We start from the raw sequence: 21,213 nt of genomic DNA, 5'->3' as shown, positions 1-21,213 counted from the left end.
GCGCGAGATATAGCACAGGCCCGATTCGACGAAAACTCCAGGAGAGGTCAAGATGAGTGTTTCAACATTCAGGAAAAGCCCCGACGCGCCCGGCGTCGGGGCTGCAGGGCATTACTTGGCCACGCCCCAGATGCCGCTCAGGCTTTGCAGCAGAGAACCGCCGACGCCCTGCTGGCCCAGGTACTGCAGGATCAGCGGGGCAAACTGGCCGATCATGCCGCTGTCCATGCCCAGGGCGCCAAAGGCGTTGTTCAGGTCATTGGTGTCCTTGACGTTGCCCAGGGCGCTGTCCAGGCCGGCGGTTTTACCGGAAGACTGACCGAGCAGCCCGCCCAAGGCGCCCAGACTGCCCAGGGCGTTGCTGCCCGAGAGCTGGTCCAGGCCCGGTACGCTTTTGCTCAGTTGCGAATAGTCCGAACTGCTCAGTTGATTCTTCGCCAGGCCGAGCATGGCGCCGGTGCCGCCGACGGCTTGCTCGGGGGTGACATTGAGTTGCGACAGGGTGCCCAGCAGACCGGCGGTCTGGGAGGTCGGTGCGGCGGATGTGGCCTTGTCGCCGCCCTGCATGCCGGCAATGGCATTGGCCGCATCGTTCAGGCTGAAACCGCCGGCCAAAGCCGAACCGGCTGCCAGGGTCATCAGGGTAGCCAGGGCGAAACCGCGTGGAATATTCATCGAAACAACCTCATGGGGCGAGAAACCACCCGGATTCGGGCGGCGGGAAAACAGTGTTTTGACTGAGGCCAACGGCGAATGTTCCGACACCCGCCCTGCCGTCCGGCGGCTGCATCCAGGCCCGTTGCTGCTGCGTATATCGTCCATAAGTGCCAACCCCAGCCCCCCGGCGCGAGGCAGCAAGACGTGAATGGAACAACCGACCCTCCTGGACTAATCTTTGGCTGCGTCAATCAGCGCCTGTCGTTGCCCCTTGCCCCAGTTCCTGCCAGGAGAACCGCCATCTCGAGCCTCGACACCGATCAGCTGCGACACCTGCTGGCCCAGTGTTCACTGGGAGATCGCCGGGCCTTCGAAACCCTCTATCGCAGTGTTGCGCCCCGCCTGCACGGCGTTGCCCTGCGCTTCATGGGCCGCCGCGATCTGGCCGAGGAAGTGCTGCAGGAAAGCTTCGTGCGCATCTGGAACAACGCCGTACGCTACCAGCCGCACCTGTCCGCCCCCCTGACCTGGATGATCAACATCACCCGCAACCAGGCCATCGACCAGTTGCGCAAACACCGCGAACGGCCCCTGGGCGAACTCGAAGAGCAACAGCTGGAGGATCAAAGCCCTTCGGCCCACGAACAACTGGACAGCGCCCGCTCCGCCGTGGCCCTGAACCGCTGCCTGGAAAGCCTTGACGGCATGCAACGCCAATCCATCACCGTGGCCTACTTCCAAGGCCTGTCCTGCTCGGAGCTGGCCGAACACCTGGCGGCGCCCCTGGGCTCGGTGAAATCCTGGATTCGCCGGGGCATGGAACGCCTGCGCCGGTGCCTTGAATCATGAACTATCAAACCCCTGAACGCCGCCGCGCCTTGGCCGCCGACTACGCCATCGGCCTGATGCAGGGCGCCGCGCGCCGCCGCTTCGAAATGCTCCTGCTGGACGACGCGGCCCTGCGCGAAGAACTGGCGCAGTGGCAGGAAAGCCTCGCCCCCCTGACCGACGCCTTGCCGGAAGAGGTGGTGCCCGAACGAGTCTGGGAGGGTATCCAGGCGCGCATCGAGCCTCAGGTCCTGCATGTACCGAAAAAGAATCCACTGTGGATGCGCCTGCGCTTGGCGATTGCCGCCTGCGCGGTCGTGGCGACTCTGTACATCGGCTTTATCCAGCAAAGCGATCAGGTGCGCTACAGCGCCACCCTGCTCAGCGCCGACCAGCAACCGGCGCTGCGGATCAAGGCCCACGCCCAGTACCTGCAAGTCGAACCCTTGACCCTGGCCACCGTCGGCCTGGACCGCAGCCTGGAACTCTGGGCGATCCCTGCCGACGGCAAACCGATTTCCCTCGGCGTGGTGCCGGTGGGCGGCCAAGGCAAGATCAACCTGAGCCCGGCCCAACGCGAACTGCTGGGCACCCCGATAGCCCTGGCCGTGAGCCTGGAACCCCACGGCGGCTCACCCACCGGCCAACCCACCGGGCCGGTGCTGTACCAGGGACAACTTACAGTGCTGTAACCGGCACCCGCTGGCGTAGGAGCGGGCTTGCCCGCGAACGCCCTCAAGGTAAACTCCGCGCCCAGGCCCCCACCCACGCCTTTGCAGACAGCCCCCCTGCCTGCCATGGAAGACCCCGCGCCACCTGGCGCCATCAACCGAACGGACTCTTATGAGAGCTGCGCTATACAGCTGCATCCTGCTGGCCCTGGCAACGGCCCTGTTCCTCTGGCGAATCGGCACCCCGGTCGATAGCAGCCAATGCGCCGACACGCCCCCGGGCCCCCTGACCGGCTTCATCCGCCAGCACTTCAGCGATCGCCAGGGAGCCGACTGGCGCGACGACGGCAGTGCCTTGGGCATTCTTGGCGTTGCCGAGGCCCAGGCGTTCGCCCGCCAACCCGAGCGTTACTACTGCGAAGCCCTGAACCTGCTGCAGGACCCACAGCGAACCCAGACCGAAAAGGTGCATACCACGGCCCTGATGCTGTCCCTGCCCCTCGACTACTACCTGGACCTCATGGACCGCAGCCACCAGCTGTACCAGCGCGGGGCCATGGACCGCCCCGTCCTGACCCTGGTGCTGATACCAAGAGGCACGGCGCTGAACTACTGGTGGCTGCCCCAGTGGCGCTCGCGCTTCCAGCGGGATGCGCCAGGCATCCTGGCCGAGACCGACATAAAGGAAATCCTGAGTGGCGAACACTGGTTCGACTACCCGGGTAGAGGCTATTGATCAGGCTTGATTGGCGGGCAACACAAACCCGCCAATAGGCGGGTTTGTGCAATCTGCATGAGGTTATCTGAACAATTCGGCATGGCTGCCCAGATCGACAAAGGTCACAAGACCGGCTCGGGCCACGTCATAAATCAGCAGAAAATCGCCACCGATATGACACTCTCTGAAACCGTCCCACTCCCCTTTCAACGCATGATCGAGGTACTGGGCCGGTAGTGGCTCCCCCAGGAACAGCAGCACCATGACCTTGCGCACTTCGTGCATATCACGACGCCCTGCACGCCGATAGCGCTCCCAGGACTTTTTAAACTCCGGCGTTTGTGCGCATTGCCTGGGCAGGTCAGCGCGCTTGGGGTTCCTCTCCGGCTTCGCCATCAGCATCCCTCAACATGTCGTCAATCGAGTCGTACTGACGACGAATCTCACGCGCCTGCGCCATGGCACGAGCGGTTTTCTCTGATGGGACACGCACTTCGAAAGGCAGTCCCTGCACGGCCACAACCTGACGCAGGAACAGGCGCATGGCCTCACTGAGGCTCAGCCCGCAGGCTTCCAGCACAGCAGTAGCACTCACCTTCAAGTCCTCGTCTATGCGGCAACGCACATCAGTGGTTTTCAGTAATGCAGCCAAGGTATCACCTCTATTGGTTATTTGTAGCTACATTGTCGCTACGTTTTTCCATTCTGCGAGGTCGACTCTTTGCGGTCAACCGATTTCAGTGGACCGGCCTCGTGGACAGCGCCTCGTGCACGTTCAGCGACGCCACAGCGGACGAAACCTTCTGCAAGACATCCACCACCCGACGCCTTGCCGCTCCTGCGCCAGCGGCTTATAGTCCGCCGGTCGCCGAGATGGCGACCGGGTTTGGCGACCCGTCAGATACAAGGCGTACACGGTTTCCGCGCTCAGTGGAAAACGTGAGCGCAAGCGCATCCGTTGCTTTATGGCAGCTGTGCGCGGGAGACCTTCGGGTCTGCCGGGTTCTTGTGTCTCCGGTTCGCCAACCTGCGTACAGCTGCCACCCAATGCTTGGCGACAGATGAGTGGCGGCATTCAGGAAGACGACACAGGAGTGTTATCGAATGAACCGTTACATGCCGATCACCGGCCACGACTGCAATATCCCCTCCCTACTGATCGACACTCAGGCGCCGCTGGATGTGCTCCATGAAGCCGCCGCCTTCCGTATCCGCGCCGTGACCCAGGTGCTGGAGCAACTGGCCTTGAGCGATGCCCTGGGCAAGGACCCGGTACTGGCCCAGGAGCTGGCCCAGCTCTGCGCCATTCCCCTGCGCGATGGCTGCGACCTGATGGATGTGCTGGGACGGCGCCTGCGCGCCACGCTGATCGCCTGATTGAAAGCGGCCGCTGTGGCGAGGGAGCTTGCTCCCGCTCGGCCGCGCAGCGGTCGTAAAACCTGAATCCGCGACTCGACTGGCACAACCGTGTCGCAACCATCGGGAGCAAGCTCCCTCGCTACAGAAGAAAAAAACGCCGCCTTCTCGGCTAGAGAAGGCGGCGTTTTTCGTTACTGACGGTCCTCAGGCAGCGCTGAACAGCTTGTGCGGGTCGATGACGAATTTCTTCGGCACGCCGGCATCGAACTCGCCATAGCCGCGCGGGGCGTCGTCGAGGCTGATGACTTCAACCCCCACCACGTCGGCGATGTTGATGCGGTCCCACATGATGGCCTGCATCAGTTGGCGGTTGTATTTCATCACCGGGGTCTGGCCGGTGTGGAAGCTGTGGGACTTGGCCCAGCCCAGGCCGAAGCGGATGCTCAGGCTGCCCATCTTCGCCGCGGCGTCCACCGCGCCCGGGTCTTCGGTGACGTACAGGCCGGGAATGCCGATCTTGCCCGCCACCCGCACCACGCCCATCAGCGAGTTGAGCACGGTGGCCGGGGCTTCGTGCTGGGCACCGGCATGGCCGTGGCCACGGGCTTCGAAGCCCACGGCGTCCACTGCGCAGTCGACTTCCGGCTCACCAAGCAAATCGGCGATCTGTTCGTGCAGCGGGGTGTCCTTGGACAGGTCGGCAATTTCAAAACCCTGGGCCTTGGCGTGGGCCAGGCGTACCGGGTTGACGTCACCGACGATCACCACCGCCGCCCCCAGCAGGCGCGCGGAAGCGGCAGCCGCCAGGCCGACCGGGCCGGCACCGGCCACATAAACGGTGCTGCCCGGGCCAACGCCAGCGGTGACGGCGCCGTGATAACCGGTGGGCAGGATGTCGGAGAGGCAAGTCAGGTCGCGGATCTTCTCCATGGCCTTGTCGCGGTTCGGCAGTTTCAGCAGGTTGAAGTCGGCGTAAGGCACCAGCACATACTCGGCCTGGCCGCCGGTCCAGTCGCCCATGTCGACGTAGCCATAGGCACCGCCGGCGCGAGCCGGGTTGACGGTCAGGCAGACCCCGGTGTGCTGTTCCTTGCAGGAGCGGCAGCGCCCGCACGCCACGTTGAAGGGCACCGAGACCAGGTCGCCGATCTTCAGGTTCTCGACGTCGCTGCCCTTCTCGATCACCTCGCCGGTGATTTCATGGCCCAGCACCAGGCCGACCTGGGCGGTGGTACGACCACGGACCATGTGCTGGTCCGAACCGCAGATGTTGGTGGAGACCACGCGCAGGATGACGCCGTGCTCAATCTTCCTGCCGCGCGGGTCCTGCATTTTTGGATAGTCGATTTTCTGTACCTCGACCTTGCCGCTGCCCAGATACACGACACCACGATTACCAGACATGCTTTCACCTCGCTGTTGTTGTTATGGAACCGCGTAACCCAAAGGGGAAACACGTGGATTGCTCGGGTACAGATGCTGTTTCGTTTTCAAAATCGCTTTCGTGCGAACAGGCGCAACGCCTGTAGGAGCGAGCTTGCTCGCGAAGGGCTGCGCAGCAGCCCCGGGAATCATCAGAGCACCACCGTCCGGTTGCCGTTCAGGAACACCCGCCGCTCGATGTGATAACCCACCGCCCGGGCCAGGGTCAGGCCCTCGATATCCCGGCCCTTGGCGATCAGGTCCTCGGGGTAATAGCTGTGGTCCACCACCTCCACGCCCTGGGCGATGATCGGGCCTTCGTCCAGGTCGTTGTTGATGTAGTGCGCCGTGGCTCCCACCAGTTTCACCCCCTTGTTGTAGGCCTGGTGATAAGGCTTGGCGCCCTTGAAGCCCGGCAGCAGCGAGTGGTGGATGTTGATGGCCTTGCCATCGAGCTTGCGGCACAGCTCCGGCGACAGCACTTGCATGTAGCGGGCAAGGATCACCAGTTCGGCGCCGGAGTCCTCGATCACCTGCCACACCTGACGCTCCTGGGACGGCTTGTCGTTGGGGTCTAGGGGGAAGTGGTGGTAGGGAATCTGGTGCCAGTCGGCCAGGGGCTTGAGGTCCGGGTGGTTGGACACCACCGCCACCACGTCCATGGGCAACTGGCCGATGCGCTGGCGGTAGAGCAGGTCGTTGAGGCAGTGGTCGGCCTTGGAGACCATGATCACCACCTTCGGCCGGTAGTGCGGCGCGGTCAGTTCGAAGTTCATCTCGAAGGCCTTGGCCCGCTGCGCCAGACCATCGCGAAAGCCCTGTTCGTCGAGGCCGTCGGGCTGGCGAAACTCCACGCGAATGAAGAAGCGGCCCGAGAGCCGGTCATCGAAGGAGTGGTGCTCGGTGACGTAGCAGCCCTGCTCGAACAGAAAGCGGGTCACCGCGTCCACCGTGCCGAGCACGCTGGGGCAGTCGGCGGTGAGAATCCATGTATCGGGGGCGCGGCTCATGCGGGATAACTCCTGTTCGTTGGGGCAACCGCAGCGCGGTCGATTCTCTGTAGGAGCGAGCTTGCTCGCGAAAAATCCAAGGGCGCTGTGGTCTTCCGGAAAATCCATCCTTCGCGAGCCAGCTCGCTCCTACCAAGCCAAGCTGGGTTCAGGCCTGGACACTCAGGCCATATTCGGCCGCGGCATCCTGCAGCCACATCCACCAGTAATCGGAGAAGCTACGGCGCACCAGCAACTCCCAGGTGTCTTCGCCGGTACGGCGGATCACCAGTTGCGACTTGGCGAACACCGTGCCCACTGCCTTGCCCACCGGGAAGTTGTTGGGGTGCACGTCGTAGCTGGTGGACTTCATCAGCACCTGACGCACGTTGGGGCCGGACAGTTCGAGGATCTGCTGGCCGCCGCTGACGTTGACGATCTGGATATGCAGGTCGCCCAGGGCGGCGCGCAGGTTCTGCTCGGCGGCGAACTCTTCGCCGCTGGGCACAATCAGCAGCCACTCATCCGGACCCAGCCATTGCAGGCTGGATTCACCCTTGACCACCACGCTCAGGGCACCCGGCAACTCGATGCCCAGGGCCTTGTGCACGCCGGCGGCGAAGGCCGGATCGTGGCCGTCGCCACGGATCGTCAGGTGGCCGAGGAGTTTTTTCTCGCGCAGGGTCACCCCGGCGTTCTTGCGGCCCTTGCCCACCAGGCTCGGCAGGTCGGCGTGGTGCAACGACGACTCGGCCTTGGCCCCGGTGGTGGGGCGCTGTTGGTAAACGTTGACTGCGGTCATAGAGCACCTGTCCTGAATTCTGTTGATAACGCCAGCCCTGTGGGGAGGCGGCTGTCGGCGAAGAGGCGCTTGGGCCTTGTGCCGGCCCTAAGGCCGCCTTCGCCGGCAAGCCGGCTCCTACATGAGCGTGTTGTGCCTTAGATGTTCTGGCGGTCGCCTTTGGGGTCGAAGAACACCGAGGAAACGATTTCCGCCTCGATCACCCGGCCATCGGCCAGCGGTGCGAAGACCCGCTCGCCCAGGCGCTTGAGCCCCCCCTTGACCACACCCAGGGCGAAGGAATAACCCAGGGAGTTGTGGGCATAGCTGGAGGTCACGTGGCCCACCATGCTCATCGGGATCGCCTGCTTGGGGTTGAACACCAGTTGCGCACCTTCCGGCAGCCACTGGGTCGGGTCGATCGGCTTGAGGCCCACCAGTTGCTTGCGCTGCTCGCGCACGCAGTCTTCACGGTTCATGCCGCGCCAGCCGATCCAGGAGAACGGCTTGGTCCGGCCCACGCACCAGCCCATGTTCAGGTCGTCCGGGGTCATGGAGCCGTCGGTGTCCTGGCCGACGATGATGAAGCCCTTCTCGGCCCGCAGCACGTGCATGGTCTCGGTGCCGTAGGGGGTCAGGTTGTACTTCTTGCCGGCCTCGACGATCTGCTCCAGCACGCCCATGGCGTAGTCGGCCTGGACGTTGACCTCGTAGGACAGCTCGCCGGTGAACGAGATACGGAACACCCGCGCCGGTACGCCACCCACCAGGCCTTCCTTCCAGGTCATGAACGGGAAGCCGTCCTTGTCCAGGTCGATGTCGGTGACTTCGCTCAGCAGCTTGCGGCTGTTGGGCCCGGACAGGGTCATGGTGGCCCAGTGGTCGGTGACCGAGGTGAAGTACACCTTGAGGTCCGGCCATTCGGTCTGCTGGTAGATCTCCAGCCACTGCAGCACGCGGGCCGCGCCGCCGGTGGTGGTGGTCATCAGGAAGTGGTTGTCGGCCAGACAGGCAGTGACGCCGTCGTCGAAGACCATGCCGTCTTCCTTGCACATCAGGCCGTAGCGGGCCTTGCCCACGTCGAGCTTGGTCCAGGCGTTGGTGTAGATGCGGTTGAGAAACTCCCGGGCGTCCGGGCCCTGGATGTCGATCTTGCCCAGGGTCGAGGCGTCCAGCAGGCCGACGCTGTCGCGCACGGCCTGGCATTCGCGCTTGACCGCGGCATGCAGGTCTTCGCCGTTTTTCGGGAAGTACCAGGGGCGTTTCCACTGGCCGACGTCTTCGAACTCGGCGCCATTCTTCACATGCCAGGCATGCAGCGCGGTGAAGCGCACCGGCTCGAAGATGTGCCCGCAGTGCCGGCCAGCCACGGCGCCGAAGGTGATCGGCGTGTAGTTCGGACGGAACATGGTGGTGCCCATCTGCGGAATGCTGACGTTCAGCGAACGGGCGGCAATGGCCAGGCCGTTGACGTTGCCCAGCTTGCCCTGGTCGGTGCCGAAGCCCAGGGCGGTGTAGCGCTTGACGTGTTCCACCGACTCGAAGCCCTCGCGGGTCGCCAGTTCGATGGCGGCGGCGGTGACGTCGTTCTGCAGGTCGACGAATTGCTTCGGCGCACGCGCCGTGCCTTTTTCGTGGGGCACCTGGAACAGCGCCAGGGTCGGTTCTTCAAGACGGGCCAGGGCCTTGGGCAGAACGCCCTCAACGGCCTGGAAACCGGCTTCACTGGCGGCGCGCACACCGCCTTCGAAACCGTCGGCCAGGGTATCGCCGAGGCTGTAGACGCCGTTGATGCCACCGACGCACACACGCTTCTGCGGCGCTTCACCGGGCACGAAACCGAGGATGTCTTCGCGCCACACCGGCTTGCCGCCCAGGTGCGAGGCCAAGTGCACCACCGGGCTGTAGCCGCCGGAGCTGGCGATCAGGTCGCAGTCGAGCCATTCGCCGGGGCTGGTGACCTTGTGTGCCTTGACGTCGATGGCCGCTACACGCGCGCCGGTCACGTGCTTGCTGCCTCGGGCCTCGATCACCGCGCTGGAGGTGAGGATGCGAATACCCTTGGCCCGGGCTTCTTCCACCAGGGCGCCGCGCGGGTTGTGCCGCGCATCGGCGATGGCCACCACTTGCAGGCTGGCGTCGAGCCAGTCCAGGGCCACACGGTAGGCGTGGTCGTTGTTGGTGGACAGCACCAGTTTCTTGCCCGGGGCCACGCCGTAGCGCCGCACATAGGTGGAGACCGCGCCAGCCAGCATGTTGCCCGGCACATCGTTGTTGCCGTAGACCAGCGGCCGCTCATGGGCGCCGGTGGCCAGCACCACGCGCTTGGCGCGGACCCGGTGGATGCGCTGGCGTACCTGGCCGATGGGCGCGCGGTCGCCGAGGTGATCGGTGAGGCGCTCGTGAATGGTCAGGAAGTTGTGGTCGTGGTAGCCGTTGACCGTGGCCCGCGGCAGCAGCAACACATCCGGCAGCGACTGGAGTTCGGCAACCACACTGGCCACCCACTCCGCCGCCGGCTTGCCGTCCAGGCTCTCGCGGCTGTCCAGCAGGGTACCGCCGAACTCTTCCTGCTCGTCGGCCAGGATCACCCGGGCGCCACTGCGGGCCGCTGCCAGGGCGGCGGCAAGGCCCGCGGGGCCGGCGCCGACGATCAGCACGTCGCAGTGCTGGTTCATGTTGTCGTAGGTGTCCGGATCGTTCTCGGTGGGCGAGCGACCGAGGCCCGCCGCCTTGCGGATGTACTTCTCGTAGGTCATCCAGAACGATTGCGGGTACATGAAGGTCTTGTAGTAGAAGCCCGGCGGCATCAGCTTGCCGCCGACCTTGCCGAGAATCCCCATCATGTCGTTGTTGACGCTGGGCCAGCCGTTGGTGCTGGTGGCGACCAGGCCCTGGTACAGCGCCTGCTGGGTGGCGCGCACGTTGGGGATCTGGGTGGCTTCGGTGGCACCGATCTGCAGCACCGCGTTGGGCTCCTCGCAGCCTGCGGCGAAGATGCCCCGGGGCCGGGAGTACTTGAAGCTGCGGCCGATGATGTCCACGCCGTTGGCCAGCAGGGCCGAGGCCAGGGTGTCGCCCTCAAAACCCTTGTAGCTCTGGCCGTTGAAGGTGAAGGTCAGGACCTTGTTGCGGTCGATGCGTCCGCCGTTGGACAGGCGATTGGTCTGGCTCATACCTTCTCTCCAGCAGCCTTGGCGGTGAATTGCGGCTTGGTGCCGATCTTGTAGGTCTCAAGAATTTCGTAGGTGACGGTGTCGCGGGTAGCGTTGAAGTACTGGCGGCAACCGGCGGCGTGGATCCACAACTCGTGGTGCAGGCCGCGAGGGTTGTCGCGGAAGAACATGTAGTCGCCCCACTCCTCGTCGGTGCAGGCGTTGGGGTCCAGCGGCCGGGGAATGTGCGCCTGGCCGGACGAATGGAATTCCTCTTCGGAGCGCAGCTCGCCGCAGTGAGGACAGAAGATATGCAACATAGGGATTTCTCCTGTTAGTGGGCGACCGCAGCAGCGCCGTGTTCGTCGATCAGCGCACCGTTGTGGAAACGGTCGATGGAGAAAGGGGCGGCCAGAGGATGCATCTCGCCCTTGGCGAGGCTCGCGGCAAACACGTTGCCCGAGCCCGGGGTGGCCTTGAAGCCACCAGTGCCCCAACCGCAGTTGAAGAACATGTTCGGCACCGGGGTCTTGGAAATGATCGGGCAGGCGTCCGGGCTGGTGTCGACGATGCCGCCCCACTGACGGTTCATGCGCACTCGGGAGAGGACCGGGAACATCTCGACGATGGCCTGGATGGTGTGCTCGATCACCGGGTAGGAGCCGCGCTGGCCGTAGCCGACCCAGCCGTCGATACCGGCGCCGATCACCAGGTCGCCCTTGTCCGACTGGCTGATGTAGCCGTGCACCGCGTTGGACATGATCACGCTGTCGATTATCGGTTTGATCGGTTCCGACACCAGCGCTTGCAGCGGGTGGGATTCGATCGGCAGGCGAAAGCCCGCGAGCTTGGCCATGTGCCCGGAGTTACCGGCCGTGACCACGCCGACGCGCTTGGCACCGATAAAGCCCTTGTTGGTCTCGACGCCGATGCACACGCCGTTTTCCTTGCGAAAGCCAATGACTTCAGTCTGCTGGATCAGGTCCACGCCCAGGGCGTCGGCGGCCCGGGCGAAACCCCAGGCCACGGCATCGTGACGGGCCACGCCGCCACGGCGCTGGACTGTGGCGCCGAGGATCGGATAACGGGTGTTTTTCGAGCAATCCAGGTAGGGAATCTCGTCCGCCACCTGCTGGGTGTTGAGCAACTCGCCATCGATGCCGTTGAGCCGGTTGGCGCTGACCCGGCGCTCGGAATCACGGATGTCCTGCAGGGTATGGCACAGGTTGTAGACCCCGCGCTGGGAGAACATCACGTTGTAGTTGAGGTCCTGGGACAGGCCTTCCCACAACTTCATCGCATGCTCGTAGAGCTGCGCCGACTCGTCCCACAGGTAGTTGGAACGCACGATGGTGGTGTTGCGCGCGGTGTTGCCGCCGCCCAGCCAGCCCTTCTCCACCACCGCGACATTGGTGATGCCGTGTTCCTTGGCCAGGTAGTAGGCGGTGGCCAGGCCATGCCCGCCGCCGCCGACTATGACCACGTCATAGACTTTCTTCGGGGTCGGGGTGCGCCACATGCGCTGCCAGTTTTCATGGTGGCTGAGAGAGTGCTTGAAGAGGCCGAAGCCCGAATAGCGTTGCATAGTCATTGCTCCAGTTGCGGCTCTCAGCGGTAAACCGGGAAATCAGCACACAGGGCCGCCACCTGACGGGCGACATTGGCCTCGACGTCGGCATCGCCGAGGTGGTCGAGAATGTCGCAGATCCAGCCCGCCAGTTCGGTGCACTGGGTGACCTTGAAACCGCGGGTGGTGACCGCAGGGGTGCCGATGCGCAGGCCGGACGTGACAAACGGCGACTGCGGGTCGTTGGGCACGGCGTTCTTGTTCACGGTGATGTGGGCGCGGCCCAGGGCGGCATCGGCATCCTTGCCGGTCAGGCCCTGGCGAATCAGGCTGACCAGGAACAGGTGGTTGTCGGTGCCGCCGGACACTACATCGTAGCCGCGTTTGATAAACACGCCGGCCATGGCCTGGGCGTTGTCGATCACTTGCTGCTGATAAGCCTTGAAGCCAGGTTCCAGCGCTTCCTTGAAGCACACCGCCTTGGCCGCAATCACATGCATCAGCGGACCGCCCTGGGCACCCGGGAACACGGCAGCGTTGAGTTTCTTCTCGATCTCTTCGTTGGCCTTGGCCAGGATCAGCCCGCCACGGGGACCGCGCAGGGTCTTGTGGGTGGTGGTAGTGACCACGTCGGCATAGGGCAGCGGGTTGGGATACAGACCGGCGGCCACCAGCCCGGCGACGTGGGCCATGTCGACGAACAGCAGCGCCCCGACCTTGTCGGCGATCTGCCGGAAGCGCGGGAAGTCCAGGGTCTTGGAGTAGGCCGAGAAGCCGGCGACGATCATCTTCGGCTTGTGTTCCACGGCCAGGCGCTCGACTTCGTCGTAGTCGATCAACCCGGTGCGGGTGTCGATGCCGTACTGCACCGCGTTGTACAGCTTGCCCGAGGACGACACCTTGGCCCCGTGGGTCAGGTGGCCGCCATGGGCCAGGCTCATGCCGAGGATGGTATCGCCGGCCTGCAGCAGGGCCAGGTACACCTCGCTGTTGGCCGAAGAACCGGAGTGCGGCTGGACGTTGGCGTAGTCGGCACCGAACAGTTGCTTGGCGCGCTCGATGGCCAGGGCCTCGACCTTGTCCACGTGCTCGCAGCCACCGTAGTAGCGCTTGCCCGGATAGCCTTCGGCGTACTTGTTGGTCAGCCCGCTGCCTTGCGCCTGCATCACCCGCTTGCTGGTGTAGTTTTCCGACGCGATCAGCTCGATGTGATCTTCCTGGCGTTGTTCCTCGGCATTGATGGCCGCCAGCAGTGCATCGTCGTAACCCTGGATCTGGTCTTGCTTGCTGAACATCACGTCTCTCCCAGCGGCGGCGGTGCGCCTTTCGTCTCGGTGAGGCGAGCCTTACAGCTACGCCCTTTGGATGCGATGGTATGACCGGGAAGGGGAACTCAAATGCCTATGGACGCCACGCAAAGGTGCGTTTACGACATGCCCTGGCGTGCGGAGATAAATGCCTGCCCGCACCACCCGCCAACGGCTCTGGATCGGGCCTGTCCTTCCCCCGCAACGCAACGCCCTCTGCCGTAGGAGCTGGCTTGCCAGCGAAGAGGCCCGCAAGCCGGGCGCAAATCCTCACGGGCGCCTTCGCCGGCAAGCCGGCTCCTACAGGGCTGCGCGCAGGGCCAGCAGCAGGAGAAAGTGCGCCGGGTACAGCAGGTAGGCCCAGCGGCGCATGGCCGGCACCGACCTGCCACGCAGCCCCCGCAGCAGCATCAGCCCCAGCCACGGCGCCAGCAGACAAGCGGCAATACCGCAGGTCGCCACCTGATTGCCCAGGCGCGCCGCCGGGAACAAGGTTTCCCATTGATTGGCCGCCAGGCACAGCGCCCCAGGCAGCAGGCTGAAATACCAGGGCCGGCGCAACACCAGTACCAGGGCCAGCGGCAGCAACACCCCGAAGGCGCCGAACATCAGCCGCTCGCTGAAAACCACCGCCAGCAGCAAGGCCAGCAGGCCAAGCCCCAGGTCCAGGCCTCTGCGCCGCTGCCAGCCGCGAGCCACCAGCAGGCCCAGGGCCAGGGTGGGCAACACATTCAAGGTATCGGGGTCGGGAATGAACAGACGATAGGGAATCTCGCTCAGCAGGCTGAACAGCAGCAACCAGCCCAGGTAGCGCCATGGGCCGGGCCGGCGGTCGATTTCATCCCTGGCCCGGGTCAGGTTCACCGCCATGGCCAGGCAGAACCAGGGAAACGCCAGGCGCCCGGGTACGTAAAGCCAGTCCAGGCTCAGGCCCACATAACGCAGGTGATCGAGGACCATGCTCAGCAGCGCCAGCCATTTCAGCGCATCCAGCGCCCCGTCGCGCCGAGCAGTGTCGGGTTTCAGCATCGCGTCACGCATAAATCCTTATGGGCCATGCATTATTCCGGCATAAACAGAGCGTGTGCTGGGCCATTATTCTTGGTTAAAGTGCGCACCATCATCGACCACGGAGCCGGCCATGACCGACAAGAGCCAACAATTCGCCAGCGACAACTACTCCGGCATCTGCCCCGAAGCCTGGGCCGCCATGGAGCAGGCCAACCACGGCCACGAGCGCGCTTACGGCGACGACCAGTGGACCGCTCGCGCCTCGGATCATTTCCGCAAACTGTTCGAAACCGATTGCGAAGTGTTCTTCGCCTTCAACGGCACCGCCGCCAACTCCCTGGCCCTGTCGTCGCTGTGCCAGAGTTACCACAGCGTGATCTGCTCGGAAACCGCCCACGTCGAAACCGACGAGTGCGGCGCCCCGGAGTTCTTCTCCAACGGCTCCAAGCTGCTGATCGCCGGCACCCAGAACGGCAAGCTGACCCCGGAATCGATCCGCGAGATCGCCCTCAAGCGCCAGGACATCCACTATCCCAAGCCGCGGGTGGTAACCCTGACCCAGGCCACCGAGGTGGGCAGTGTCTACACCCCGGAAGAAGTTCGCGCCATCAGTGCCACCTGCAAGGAACTGGGGCTGAACCTGCACATGGACGGCGCGCGCTTCTCCAACGCCTGCGCCTTCCTCGGCTGTACCCCGGCGGAGCTGACCTGGAAGGCCGGCGTGGACGTGCTGTGCTTTGGCGGCACGAAAAACGGCATGGCGGTGGGTGAAGCGATCCTGTTCTTCAACCACAAGCTGGCGGAAGACTTCGACTACCGCTGCAAGCAGGCTGGCCAGCTGGCCTCGAAAATGCGCTTTCTCTCCGCGCCCTGGGTCGGCCTCCTGGAAAACGACGCCTGGCTCAAGCACGCCCGCCACGCCAACCACTGCGCGCAGCTGCTGGCCCAACTGGTGGCCGACATCCCTGGCGTGGAACTGATGTTCCCGGTGCAGGCCAACGGCGTGTTCCTGCAACTCTCGGAACCGGCCATTGCCGCACTGACGGCCAAGGGCTGGCGCTTCTACACCTTCATCGGCAAGGGTGGCGCGCGCTTCATGTGCTCCTGGGACACCGAGGAAGACCGCGTGCGCGAACTGGCAGCCGACATCCGCACCGTCATGAGCGCCTGACCCACCCCCCGCCTGTAGGAGCTGGCTTGCCAGCGAAGAGGCCCGCAACCCAAGCGCCGCGCTCACCGACGCCTTCGCCGGCAAGCCGGCTCCTACAATGGCCAGCGCACCTCCCACCCCGTAGGAGCTGGCTTGCCAGCGAAGAGTCCCGTCAAGCCCCCCACATCAGTTCACAAATTCCTGAACTGATTATTTGCCCCCACTGATTCAACAACCGCAGCGTTTGTCCGAGACTCCGGGGTCGACCTATAAAAATAAGGCTGTACCCCATGACGACTTCTTCTTGCGTCACCGAGAAAGCCCAGCCTCCCGGCCTTGCGATCGAAACCCGTTCCATCGACTACGTGCCGCGCAACGAGCGCCACGGCAAGGTCTGGCACCAGGGCCCCTTCTGGTTCACCGGCAACTTCGTGCTCACCACCATGGTCACCGGTTTCACCGGCGCAGCCCTGGGCCTCGCCCTGCAATACGCCATCCTGGCGATCGTCATCGGCGTCTGCCTGGGCACCTTCTGCATGGCCTTCCACGCCAACCAGGGCCCGCGCATGGGGCTGCCGCAGATGATCCAGTCCCGCGCCCAGTTCGGTCTGCGTGGCGCCATCGTGCCGTTCACCGCCGTGGTGTTCGTCTACATCGGCTTCAACGTGTTCAACGTGATTCTCGCCACCGATGCCATCAACACGGTGATTCCCGGGGCCCGGGCGCCCTGGTACACCCTGATGATCGCCGTGGCGGTGCTGATCGCGGTGATCGGCCATGACCTGCTGCACACCGTGCAGCGCTGGCTGACCTACGTGATGATCAGCGTGTTCGCGGTGCTCACCGTCAGTGCCCTGCTGACCCTGCAGGCCGACTCGGCCCTGGCCGACCCGCAGTTCTCCTGGTCGGCGTTCCTGATCCAGCTGTCGGCCGCCGCCGGCTACCAGATCAGCTATTCGGTGTACGTCTCCGACTACTCACGCTACCTGCCGCACCAGACGCCGTCGCGCCAGGTGATCTTCTGGACCTACCTGGGCGCCGCCGGTTCGGCCCTGTGGCTGATGTCCCTGGGGGCGTTCCTGGCTTCGGCCCTGCCCTCCCCCGATGCCATCGCCAGCGTGCGCGAAGTGGGCAACCGGGTGATCCCCGGCTTCGGCACCTTCACCGTGCTGATCGCGGTGCCGGCGCTGGTGGGCATCATGGCGGTCAACTGCTACGGCGCCATGCTCACCGGCATCAGCGCCATCGACGGCTTCAAGTCGATCAAGCCCAACCTCAAGAGCCGGGTCTGCGGAATCGTGCTGGTGGCGGTGGTGATCTTTCTCATCGCCATGAACATTCCCGAGAGCTACCTGGGCAGCTTCAACACTTTCGTGCTGCTGATGCTGTATTTCCTGGTGCCCTGGACCGCAGTCAACCTGGCGGACTTCTACCTGGTGCGCAAAGGTCGCTATGCCATCAGCGACATCTTCAATCACACCGGGATCTATGGCCGCTGGTCCAGCGCCGGGCTGCTGGCGTATTTCCTCGGCCTGCTGGCGATGGTGCCGTTCATGTCCCTGAGTTTCTTCCAGGGCCCGCTGTCCCAGGCCCTGGGCGGCGCCGACATTGCCTTCGTGGTTGGCCTTGCCGTGGCCGCGCTGGTCTACTGGGCGCTGACCCGCAACCTGGACCTGGACGCGGAGCGCCTGGCCATCCAGGCCAGCGAGCAGCAACTGGAAGGAGGCGCGCAATGATTCCTCAGGCATCCCTCAAGGTGGCCTGCCAGCAAGTGGCCCCGCGCATCGGCGACCTTAAGTACAACCTCGCCCTGGGCGCCGAGGCGATACGCCAGGCCGCCGCCCGCGGCGCCCAGGTGGTGGTGCTGCCGGAACTGGTGCAGAGCGGCTATGTGTTCAGCGACCGCAATGAAGCCCTGGCACTCTCGGAAAGCCTCGACGGGCCGACCCTGAGCCTGTGGAAAACCCTGGCCGAAGAGCTGCAGGTGGTGATCGTCGGCGGCTTCTGCGAGCGCCTGGACCAGGAGCGCGTGGCCAACAGCGCGGCGCTGGTCGAACCCGAAGGCAGGCTGACGCTGTACCGCAAGGCCCACCTGTGGGATCGGGAAAACCTGATCTTCACCCCAGGCGACGAACCGCCGCCGGTGGTGCCGACCCGCTTCGGGCCGATCGCCATGATGATCTGCTACGACTTGGAGTTTCCCGAGTGGGTGCGCCTGCCAGCCCTGGCCGGCGCGGCCCTGCTGTGCGCCCCGGTGAACTGGCCGGATGGCCCGCGCCCGCTGGGCGAGCGACCGGCGGAGATGGTCCGGGTGCAGGCCAATGCGGCGGTCAACCGGATGTTCATCGCCGCCTGCGACCGCTGCGGCGAGGAACGTGGAGTGAACTGGGTGGGCGGCTCGACCCTTGTCGATGCCGACGGTTATCCACTGGCGGGCAGGGATCGGGAAAGCGCCGAGCAGTTGCTGTTGGCGGAGCTGGACCTGACCCAGGCCTGGCACAAGTCCATCAGTGAACATAACCATGTGCACCTGGATCGGCGCCCGGCGTTGTATCAGTAACCGAAGGATCAGCTTGCACCTGTTCGCTGGCAAGCCGGCTCCTACAGCAAACGGATGTAGGGGCCGGTTTGCCGGCGATCAGAACTCCACCCGCACGTCGCCCTTGGGCACGCTGCAGCAGGACAGGATGTAGCCTTCGGCTTCGTCTTCCTCGGTGATCCCGCCGTTGTGCTCCATCTCCACCTCGCCCCCCAGCTTGAGCACCTTGCAGGTGCCGCAGATGCCCATGCCGCAGGCCTTGGGAATCATCAGGCCAAGCTTGGCCGCCGCCGCGTGCACGGTTTCCCCGGGGGCCACGCGGATGCTCTTGCCCGAAGCGGTGAACTCCACCTGATGCAGGTCCGCCAGGTCCGGCTCCGGCGCCTCGGCCGCCTGTTCGGCGTGTTCCACCGCATCGGCCCGGGCTTCGGCCGGGGTCGCGCCGAAGGATTCCTCGTGGTAGCGAGCCATGTCGAAACCGGCGGCTTCCAGCAGCCGCTTGACCGCGCTCATATAGGGCGTGGGGCCGCAGCAGAACACTTCCCGCTCCAGGAAATCCGGGGCCATCAACTCCAGCATCTTGTGGTTCAGGTAGCCGCGATAACCGGCCCAGGGCTCGCCCAGGCCGTGCTTTTCGCAGATCAGGTGCAGGCTGAAGTTGTCGATCCGCGAGGCCATGTGCTCCAGCTCGCGGTGGTAAATGATGTCCTTGGGGGAACGGGCGCTGTGGATGAACACCATGTCGACGTTGGCGTTGGTGTCGTAGAACCAGCGCGCCATGGACATCACCGGGGTAATGCCGACGCCGCCGCTGAGGTAGAGGATCTTCGGCGCCGGAAAGTCGATGGCGTTGAACAGCCCCACCGGCCCGTGCACCGCCAGTTCCTGGCCTTCGTGCAGGGTGTCGTGCAGCCAGTTGGAGACCTTGCCGCCGGGCACGCGCTTGATGGTCACCGAGAAGCTGTAGGGCACCGAGGGCGAGCTGGAGATGGTGTAGGAACGCATCACTGGCTGGCCCTCGATCTCCAGCTCCAGGGTGACGAACTGCCCAGGCTTGAAGAAGAACATGATCGGCTGGTCGGCCATGAAGCAGAAGGTCCGCACGTCCCAGGTTTCCTGGATGACTTTGACGCAACGGACGATGTGACGGCCATTGGCCCAGGTCTGGGTGGTTACCGGGTTGAGGAAGGTGTTGGACATGCTGTTCTCCACGGCCGACGGTCGGCGTCTTGTCAGCGATTCTGCGTAAGGCTTCTCGCGCCCATTTACCTATCTGCGACATTCACATGCTTATCGCGACCAGCCCCCAGCTGCCGGGGCTGGCGCGTCGGGAACAGATTGGGCCATGTCGCCCATGGATAAGGTTCTTGGCGCCTGCGGACCCACACTCGCCTCAACGACAACAGCCGTTTTTTTCGTGACTTGCGTAGCACCCACCGTAGCCACTAATTAATTCGCCGGCCGCACTGAACGGCCATGAGGACTTGAACGATGGACGTCACCGCAACCCTGAGCTTGGGCGATCCGCTGGAACCTGCACGCAAGGCCACTGCACAGATGCTGCAGGAACGTGAGCGGACCTTTTCCCTGCCGCAGCCGTTCTACTGCGATGAAAGGCTGTTCGATATCGACATGCAGGAGATCTTCCAGAAGGAATGGCTGATCGCCGGCATGACCTGCGAGATCCCTACCAAGGGCAACTACATCACCCTGCAGATCGGCAAGAACCCGATCATCGTCATCCGCGGCGCCGACGGCGTGGTCCACGCCTTCCACAACGTCTGCCGCCACCGCGGCTCACGGCTGTGCACCAGCGACAAGGGCAAGGTCGCCAAGCTGGTCTGCCACTACCACCAGTGGACCTACGAACTGGACGGCCGCCTGCTGTTCGCCGGCACCGAGATGGGCGCCGACTTCGACATGAAGCAATACGGCCTGAAACCGGTGAACGTGAAGACCGCCGGCGGCTACATCTTCATCTCCCTGGCCGAGAACCCGCCGGCCATCGACGACTTCCTCGCGACCCTGGCCCATTACATGGAGCCCTACGACATGGAGAACACCAAGGTGGCGGTGCAGACCACCTTGCATGAAAAGGCCAACTGGAAGCTGGTGCTGGAGAACAACCGCGAGTGCTACCACTGCGGCGGCTCGCACCCCGAATTGCTGAAAACCCTGCTGGAATGGGACGACGTCACCGACCCGCGGGCCGACCAGGCGTTCAAGGACCACGTGGCCGCCTCCGCTGCCGCCTGGGAAGCCGAGAAGATCCCTTACGCCCACGCCAGCTTCGGCCTGCGCAACCGCATCGTGCGCATGCCGCTGCTCAAGGGCACCGTGTCCATGACCCTGGACGGCAAACAGGGCTGCGCCAAACTCATGGGCCGGATCAAGAACCCGGACCTGGGCTCGATGCGCATCCTGCACCTGCCCCACTCGTGGAACCACTGCATGGGCGACCACATCATCGTGTTCACCGTGTGGCCCATCAGCGCCCAGGAAACCATCGTCACCACCAAGTGGATCGTGCACAAGGACGCCGTGGAAGGCGTGGACTACGACGTCGAGCGCATGCGCCAGGTGTGGGACGCCACCAACGCCCAGGACCGGCGCCTGGCGGAAGAGAACCAGCGCGGCATCAACTCCACCGCCTACCAGCCCGGCCCGTACTCCAAGACCTACGAGTTCGGCGTGGTCAACTTCGTCGACTGGTACAGCGAGCGCATGCTGAGCAACCTGGGGGCGGAACCGGCGCCTTACCTCAAGGGTGTTCCGGTCACCGGCTGACACTGCAAGCACCGCAGCGGCTACAAGGCTTGTGTAGCCGCTGCCGCAGGCTGCGAACGGCTTGGGCGGCATTCCGACGCAGCAGGCGCAGCGATCTTGAGAGCGCCTGAGGTCCGGCGGAAAACCGTCAAGCAAGGTCCTGCGGACCTTGTCGCAGCCTCGCGGGGTCGGCAGCGGCTACAGGGCCTTCAGGGCCGCGACCAGCTGACCGCGCCGGTCTCGCCGATGAAGGTCTCGCTGATCTGCGGGCCGTCCAGCCTCACCTTCACATA

General features: G+C 64.4%; 20 protein-coding genes. 8 read left to right on the top strand and 12 right to left on the bottom strand.

Features of this window, described 5'->3' with window-relative positions:
• Positions 1–111: 111 nt before the first annotated feature.
• Positions 112–675 carry a DUF2780 domain-containing protein gene (locus A9971_RS19710; RefSeq protein WP_152686497.1) on the bottom strand — a complete coding sequence of 188 codons (564 nt, stop codon included), beginning with the start codon at positions 673–675 and terminating at the stop codon, positions 112–114.
• 186 nt (positions 676–861) lie between these two features.
• Here A9971_RS19710 and A9971_RS19705 point away from each other — a divergent pair, with 186 nt between their 5' ends.
• The 3 genes from A9971_RS19705 (at position 862) to A9971_RS19695 (ending at position 2,892) form a co-directional block, all read left to right on the top strand.
• Positions 862–1,506, top strand: coding sequence for a sigma-70 family RNA polymerase sigma factor (locus A9971_RS19705; protein WP_077934891.1), 645 nt, complete (start codon positions 862–864; stop codon positions 1,504–1,506).
• Positions 1,503–2,177 carry an anti-sigma factor domain-containing protein gene (locus A9971_RS19700; RefSeq protein WP_174395244.1) on the top strand — a complete coding sequence of 225 codons (675 nt, stop codon included), beginning with the start codon at positions 1,503–1,505 and terminating at the stop codon, positions 2,175–2,177. Before A9971_RS19705 ends, A9971_RS19700 begins: the two co-directional genes overlap by 4 nt.
• Positions 2,178–2,328: 151 nt before the next feature.
• Positions 2,329–2,892 carry a hypothetical protein gene (locus tag A9971_RS19695; protein WP_174395243.1) on the top strand — a complete coding sequence of 188 codons (564 nt, stop codon included), beginning with the start codon at positions 2,329–2,331 and terminating at the stop codon, positions 2,890–2,892.
• 63 nt (positions 2,893–2,955) lie between these two features.
• On the opposite strand, the gene A9971_RS19690 is transcribed toward A9971_RS19695, so the two are convergent.
• Positions 2,956–3,270, bottom strand: a complete 315-nt coding sequence (locus tag A9971_RS19690; protein ID WP_015637293.1) for a type II toxin-antitoxin system YafQ family toxin — start codon at positions 3,268–3,270, stop codon at positions 2,956–2,958.
• Positions 3,236–3,526 carry a type II toxin-antitoxin system RelB/DinJ family antitoxin gene (locus A9971_RS19685; RefSeq protein ID WP_077934894.1) on the bottom strand — a complete coding sequence of 97 codons (291 nt, stop codon included), beginning with the start codon at positions 3,524–3,526 and terminating at the stop codon, positions 3,236–3,238. Before A9971_RS19685 ends, A9971_RS19690 begins: the two co-directional genes overlap by 35 nt.
• 452 nt (positions 3,527–3,978) lie before the next feature.
• On the opposite strand from A9971_RS19685, the gene A9971_RS19680 reads away from it, so the two are divergent.
• Positions 3,979–4,251, top strand: a complete 273-nt coding sequence (locus A9971_RS19680) for a hypothetical protein (RefSeq protein WP_047306413.1) — start codon at positions 3,979–3,981, stop codon at positions 4,249–4,251.
• 186 nt (positions 4,252–4,437) lie between these two features.
• Here A9971_RS19680 and fdhA read toward each other — a convergent pair whose 3' ends face one another.
• The 8 genes from fdhA to A9971_RS19640 all read right to left on the bottom strand — a co-directional run bounded on the left by fdhA (position 4,438) and on the right by A9971_RS19640 (position 14,495).
• The gene (fdhA, locus tag A9971_RS19675; protein ID WP_011063898.1) at positions 4,438–5,637 is read right to left on the bottom strand and encodes a formaldehyde dehydrogenase, glutathione-independent; all 1,200 of its coding nucleotides are present in this window, start codon (positions 5,635–5,637) and stop codon (positions 4,438–4,440) included.
• A 170-nt stretch (positions 5,638–5,807) separates the two neighbouring features.
• Positions 5,808–6,665, bottom strand: a complete 858-nt coding sequence (gene purU, locus A9971_RS19670) for a formyltetrahydrofolate deformylase (RefSeq protein WP_041752650.1) — start codon at positions 6,663–6,665, stop codon at positions 5,808–5,810.
• Between the two features lie 148 nt (positions 6,666–6,813).
• Positions 6,814–7,446 (bottom strand): sarcosine oxidase subunit gamma, encoded by a 633-nt coding sequence (locus tag A9971_RS19665; RefSeq protein ID WP_015637298.1) that lies wholly within the window; start codon positions 7,444–7,446, stop codon positions 6,814–6,816.
• 137 nt (positions 7,447–7,583) lie between these two features.
• Complete coding sequence (locus tag A9971_RS19660) at positions 7,584–10,601, bottom strand: sarcosine oxidase subunit alpha (RefSeq protein ID WP_015637299.1); 3,018 nt, start codon at positions 10,599–10,601, stop codon at positions 7,584–7,586.
• Positions 10,598–10,900, bottom strand: a complete 303-nt coding sequence (locus A9971_RS19655; RefSeq protein ID WP_011063902.1) for a sarcosine oxidase subunit delta — start codon at positions 10,898–10,900, stop codon at positions 10,598–10,600. Before A9971_RS19655 ends, A9971_RS19660 begins: the two co-directional genes overlap by 4 nt.
• Positions 10,901–10,914: 14 nt before the next feature.
• The gene (locus tag A9971_RS19650) at positions 10,915–12,165 is read right to left on the bottom strand and encodes a sarcosine oxidase subunit beta family protein (RefSeq protein WP_016964291.1); all 1,251 of its coding nucleotides are present in this window, start codon (positions 12,163–12,165) and stop codon (positions 10,915–10,917) included.
• Positions 12,166–12,188: 23 nt separating this feature from the next.
• Complete coding sequence (locus A9971_RS19645) at positions 12,189–13,442, bottom strand: serine hydroxymethyltransferase (RefSeq protein WP_011063904.1); 1,254 nt, start codon at positions 13,440–13,442, stop codon at positions 12,189–12,191.
• A gap of 312 nt (positions 13,443–13,754) precedes the next feature.
• On the bottom strand, positions 13,755–14,495 hold the full coding sequence (locus tag A9971_RS19640; RefSeq protein ID WP_053160268.1) for a TraX family protein: 741 nt from the start codon (positions 14,493–14,495) through the stop codon (positions 13,755–13,757).
• Positions 14,496–14,595: 100 nt separating this feature from the next.
• On the opposite strand from A9971_RS19640, the gene A9971_RS19635 reads away from it, so the two are divergent.
• The 3 genes from A9971_RS19635 (at position 14,596) to A9971_RS19625 (ending at position 18,175) form a co-directional block, all read left to right on the top strand.
• Positions 14,596–15,636, top strand: coding sequence for a low specificity L-threonine aldolase (locus tag A9971_RS19635; RefSeq protein ID WP_011063906.1), 1,041 nt, complete (start codon positions 14,596–14,598; stop codon positions 15,634–15,636).
• 269 nt (positions 15,637–15,905) lie between these two features.
• The gene (locus tag A9971_RS19630) at positions 15,906–17,351 is read left to right on the top strand and encodes a cytosine permease (protein ID WP_077934895.1); all 1,446 of its coding nucleotides are present in this window, start codon (positions 15,906–15,908) and stop codon (positions 17,349–17,351) included.
• Entirely contained in the window at positions 17,348–18,175 is an 828-nt protein-coding gene (locus A9971_RS19625) for a nitrilase-related carbon-nitrogen hydrolase (RefSeq protein ID WP_053154279.1), read from the top strand. Before A9971_RS19630 ends, A9971_RS19625 begins: the two co-directional genes overlap by 4 nt.
• A gap of 78 nt (positions 18,176–18,253) precedes the next feature.
• Here A9971_RS19625 and gbcB read toward each other — a convergent pair whose 3' ends face one another.
• On the bottom strand, positions 18,254–19,354 hold the full coding sequence (gbcB, locus tag A9971_RS19620; RefSeq protein WP_011063909.1) for a glycine-betaine demethylase subunit GbcB: 1,101 nt from the start codon (positions 19,352–19,354) through the stop codon (positions 18,254–18,256).
• Between the two features lie 291 nt (positions 19,355–19,645).
• On the opposite strand from gbcB, the gene gbcA reads away from it, so the two are divergent.
• Entirely contained in the window at positions 19,646–20,941 is a 1,296-nt protein-coding gene (gbcA, locus tag A9971_RS19615) for a glycine-betaine demethylase subunit GbcA (RefSeq protein WP_011063910.1), read from the top strand.
• The last annotated feature ends 272 nt before the right edge of the window (positions 20,942–21,213 follow it).

This window comes from Pseudomonas sp. UME65 (genome assembly GCF_014170225.1).
GTDB lineage: Bacteria > Pseudomonadota > Gammaproteobacteria > Pseudomonadales > Pseudomonadaceae > Aquipseudomonas > Aquipseudomonas protegens.
Note: the sequence above shows the minus strand (reverse complement) of the source record. Positions and strands in the feature narration are given on the sequence as shown.

Bases quoted from the DNA above. Each gene is read 5' to 3' on its own strand.
- A9971_RS19710 (WP_152686497.1), bottom strand. From the start codon at position 675: ATGAATATTCCACGCGGTTTCGCCCTGGCTACCCTGATGACCCTGGCA.
- A9971_RS19700 (WP_174395244.1), top strand. From the start codon at position 1,503: ATGAACTATCAAACCCCTGAACGCCGCCGCGCCTTGGCCGCCGACTAC.
- A9971_RS19695 (WP_174395243.1), top strand. From the start codon at position 2,329: ATGAGAGCTGCGCTATACAGCTGCATCCTGCTGGCCCTGGCAACGGCC.
- A9971_RS19690 (WP_015637293.1), bottom strand. From the start codon at position 3,270: ATGGCGAAGCCGGAGAGGAACCCCAAGCGCGCTGACCTGCCCAGGCAA.
- A9971_RS19680 (WP_047306413.1), top strand. From the start codon at position 3,979: ATGAACCGTTACATGCCGATCACCGGCCACGACTGCAATATCCCCTCC.
- fdhA (WP_011063898.1), bottom strand. From the start codon at position 5,637: ATGTCTGGTAATCGTGGTGTCGTGTATCTGGGCAGCGGCAAGGTCGAG.
- purU (WP_041752650.1), bottom strand. From the start codon at position 6,665: ATGAGCCGCGCCCCCGATACATGGATTCTCACCGCCGACTGCCCCAGC.
- A9971_RS19665 (WP_015637298.1), bottom strand. From the start codon at position 7,446: ATGACCGCAGTCAACGTTTACCAACAGCGCCCCACCACCGGGGCCAAG.
- A9971_RS19660 (WP_015637299.1), bottom strand. From the start codon at position 10,601: ATGAGCCAGACCAATCGCCTGTCCAACGGCGGACGCATCGACCGCAAC.
- A9971_RS19655 (WP_011063902.1), bottom strand. From the start codon at position 10,900: ATGTTGCATATCTTCTGTCCTCACTGCGGCGAGCTGCGCTCCGAAGAG.
- A9971_RS19650 (WP_016964291.1), bottom strand. From the start codon at position 12,165: ATGCAACGCTATTCGGGCTTCGGCCTCTTCAAGCACTCTCTCAGCCAC.
- A9971_RS19645 (WP_011063904.1), bottom strand. From the start codon at position 13,442: ATGTTCAGCAAGCAAGACCAGATCCAGGGTTACGACGATGCACTGCTG.
- A9971_RS19640 (WP_053160268.1), bottom strand. From the start codon at position 14,495: ATGCGTGACGCGATGCTGAAACCCGACACTGCTCGGCGCGACGGGGCG.
- A9971_RS19635 (WP_011063906.1), top strand. From the start codon at position 14,596: ATGACCGACAAGAGCCAACAATTCGCCAGCGACAACTACTCCGGCATC.
- A9971_RS19630 (WP_077934895.1), top strand. From the start codon at position 15,906: ATGACGACTTCTTCTTGCGTCACCGAGAAAGCCCAGCCTCCCGGCCTT.
- A9971_RS19625 (WP_053154279.1), top strand. From the start codon at position 17,348: ATGATTCCTCAGGCATCCCTCAAGGTGGCCTGCCAGCAAGTGGCCCCG.
- gbcB (WP_011063909.1), bottom strand. From the start codon at position 19,354: ATGTCCAACACCTTCCTCAACCCGGTAACCACCCAGACCTGGGCCAAT.
- gbcA (WP_011063910.1), top strand. From the start codon at position 19,646: ATGGACGTCACCGCAACCCTGAGCTTGGGCGATCCGCTGGAACCTGCA.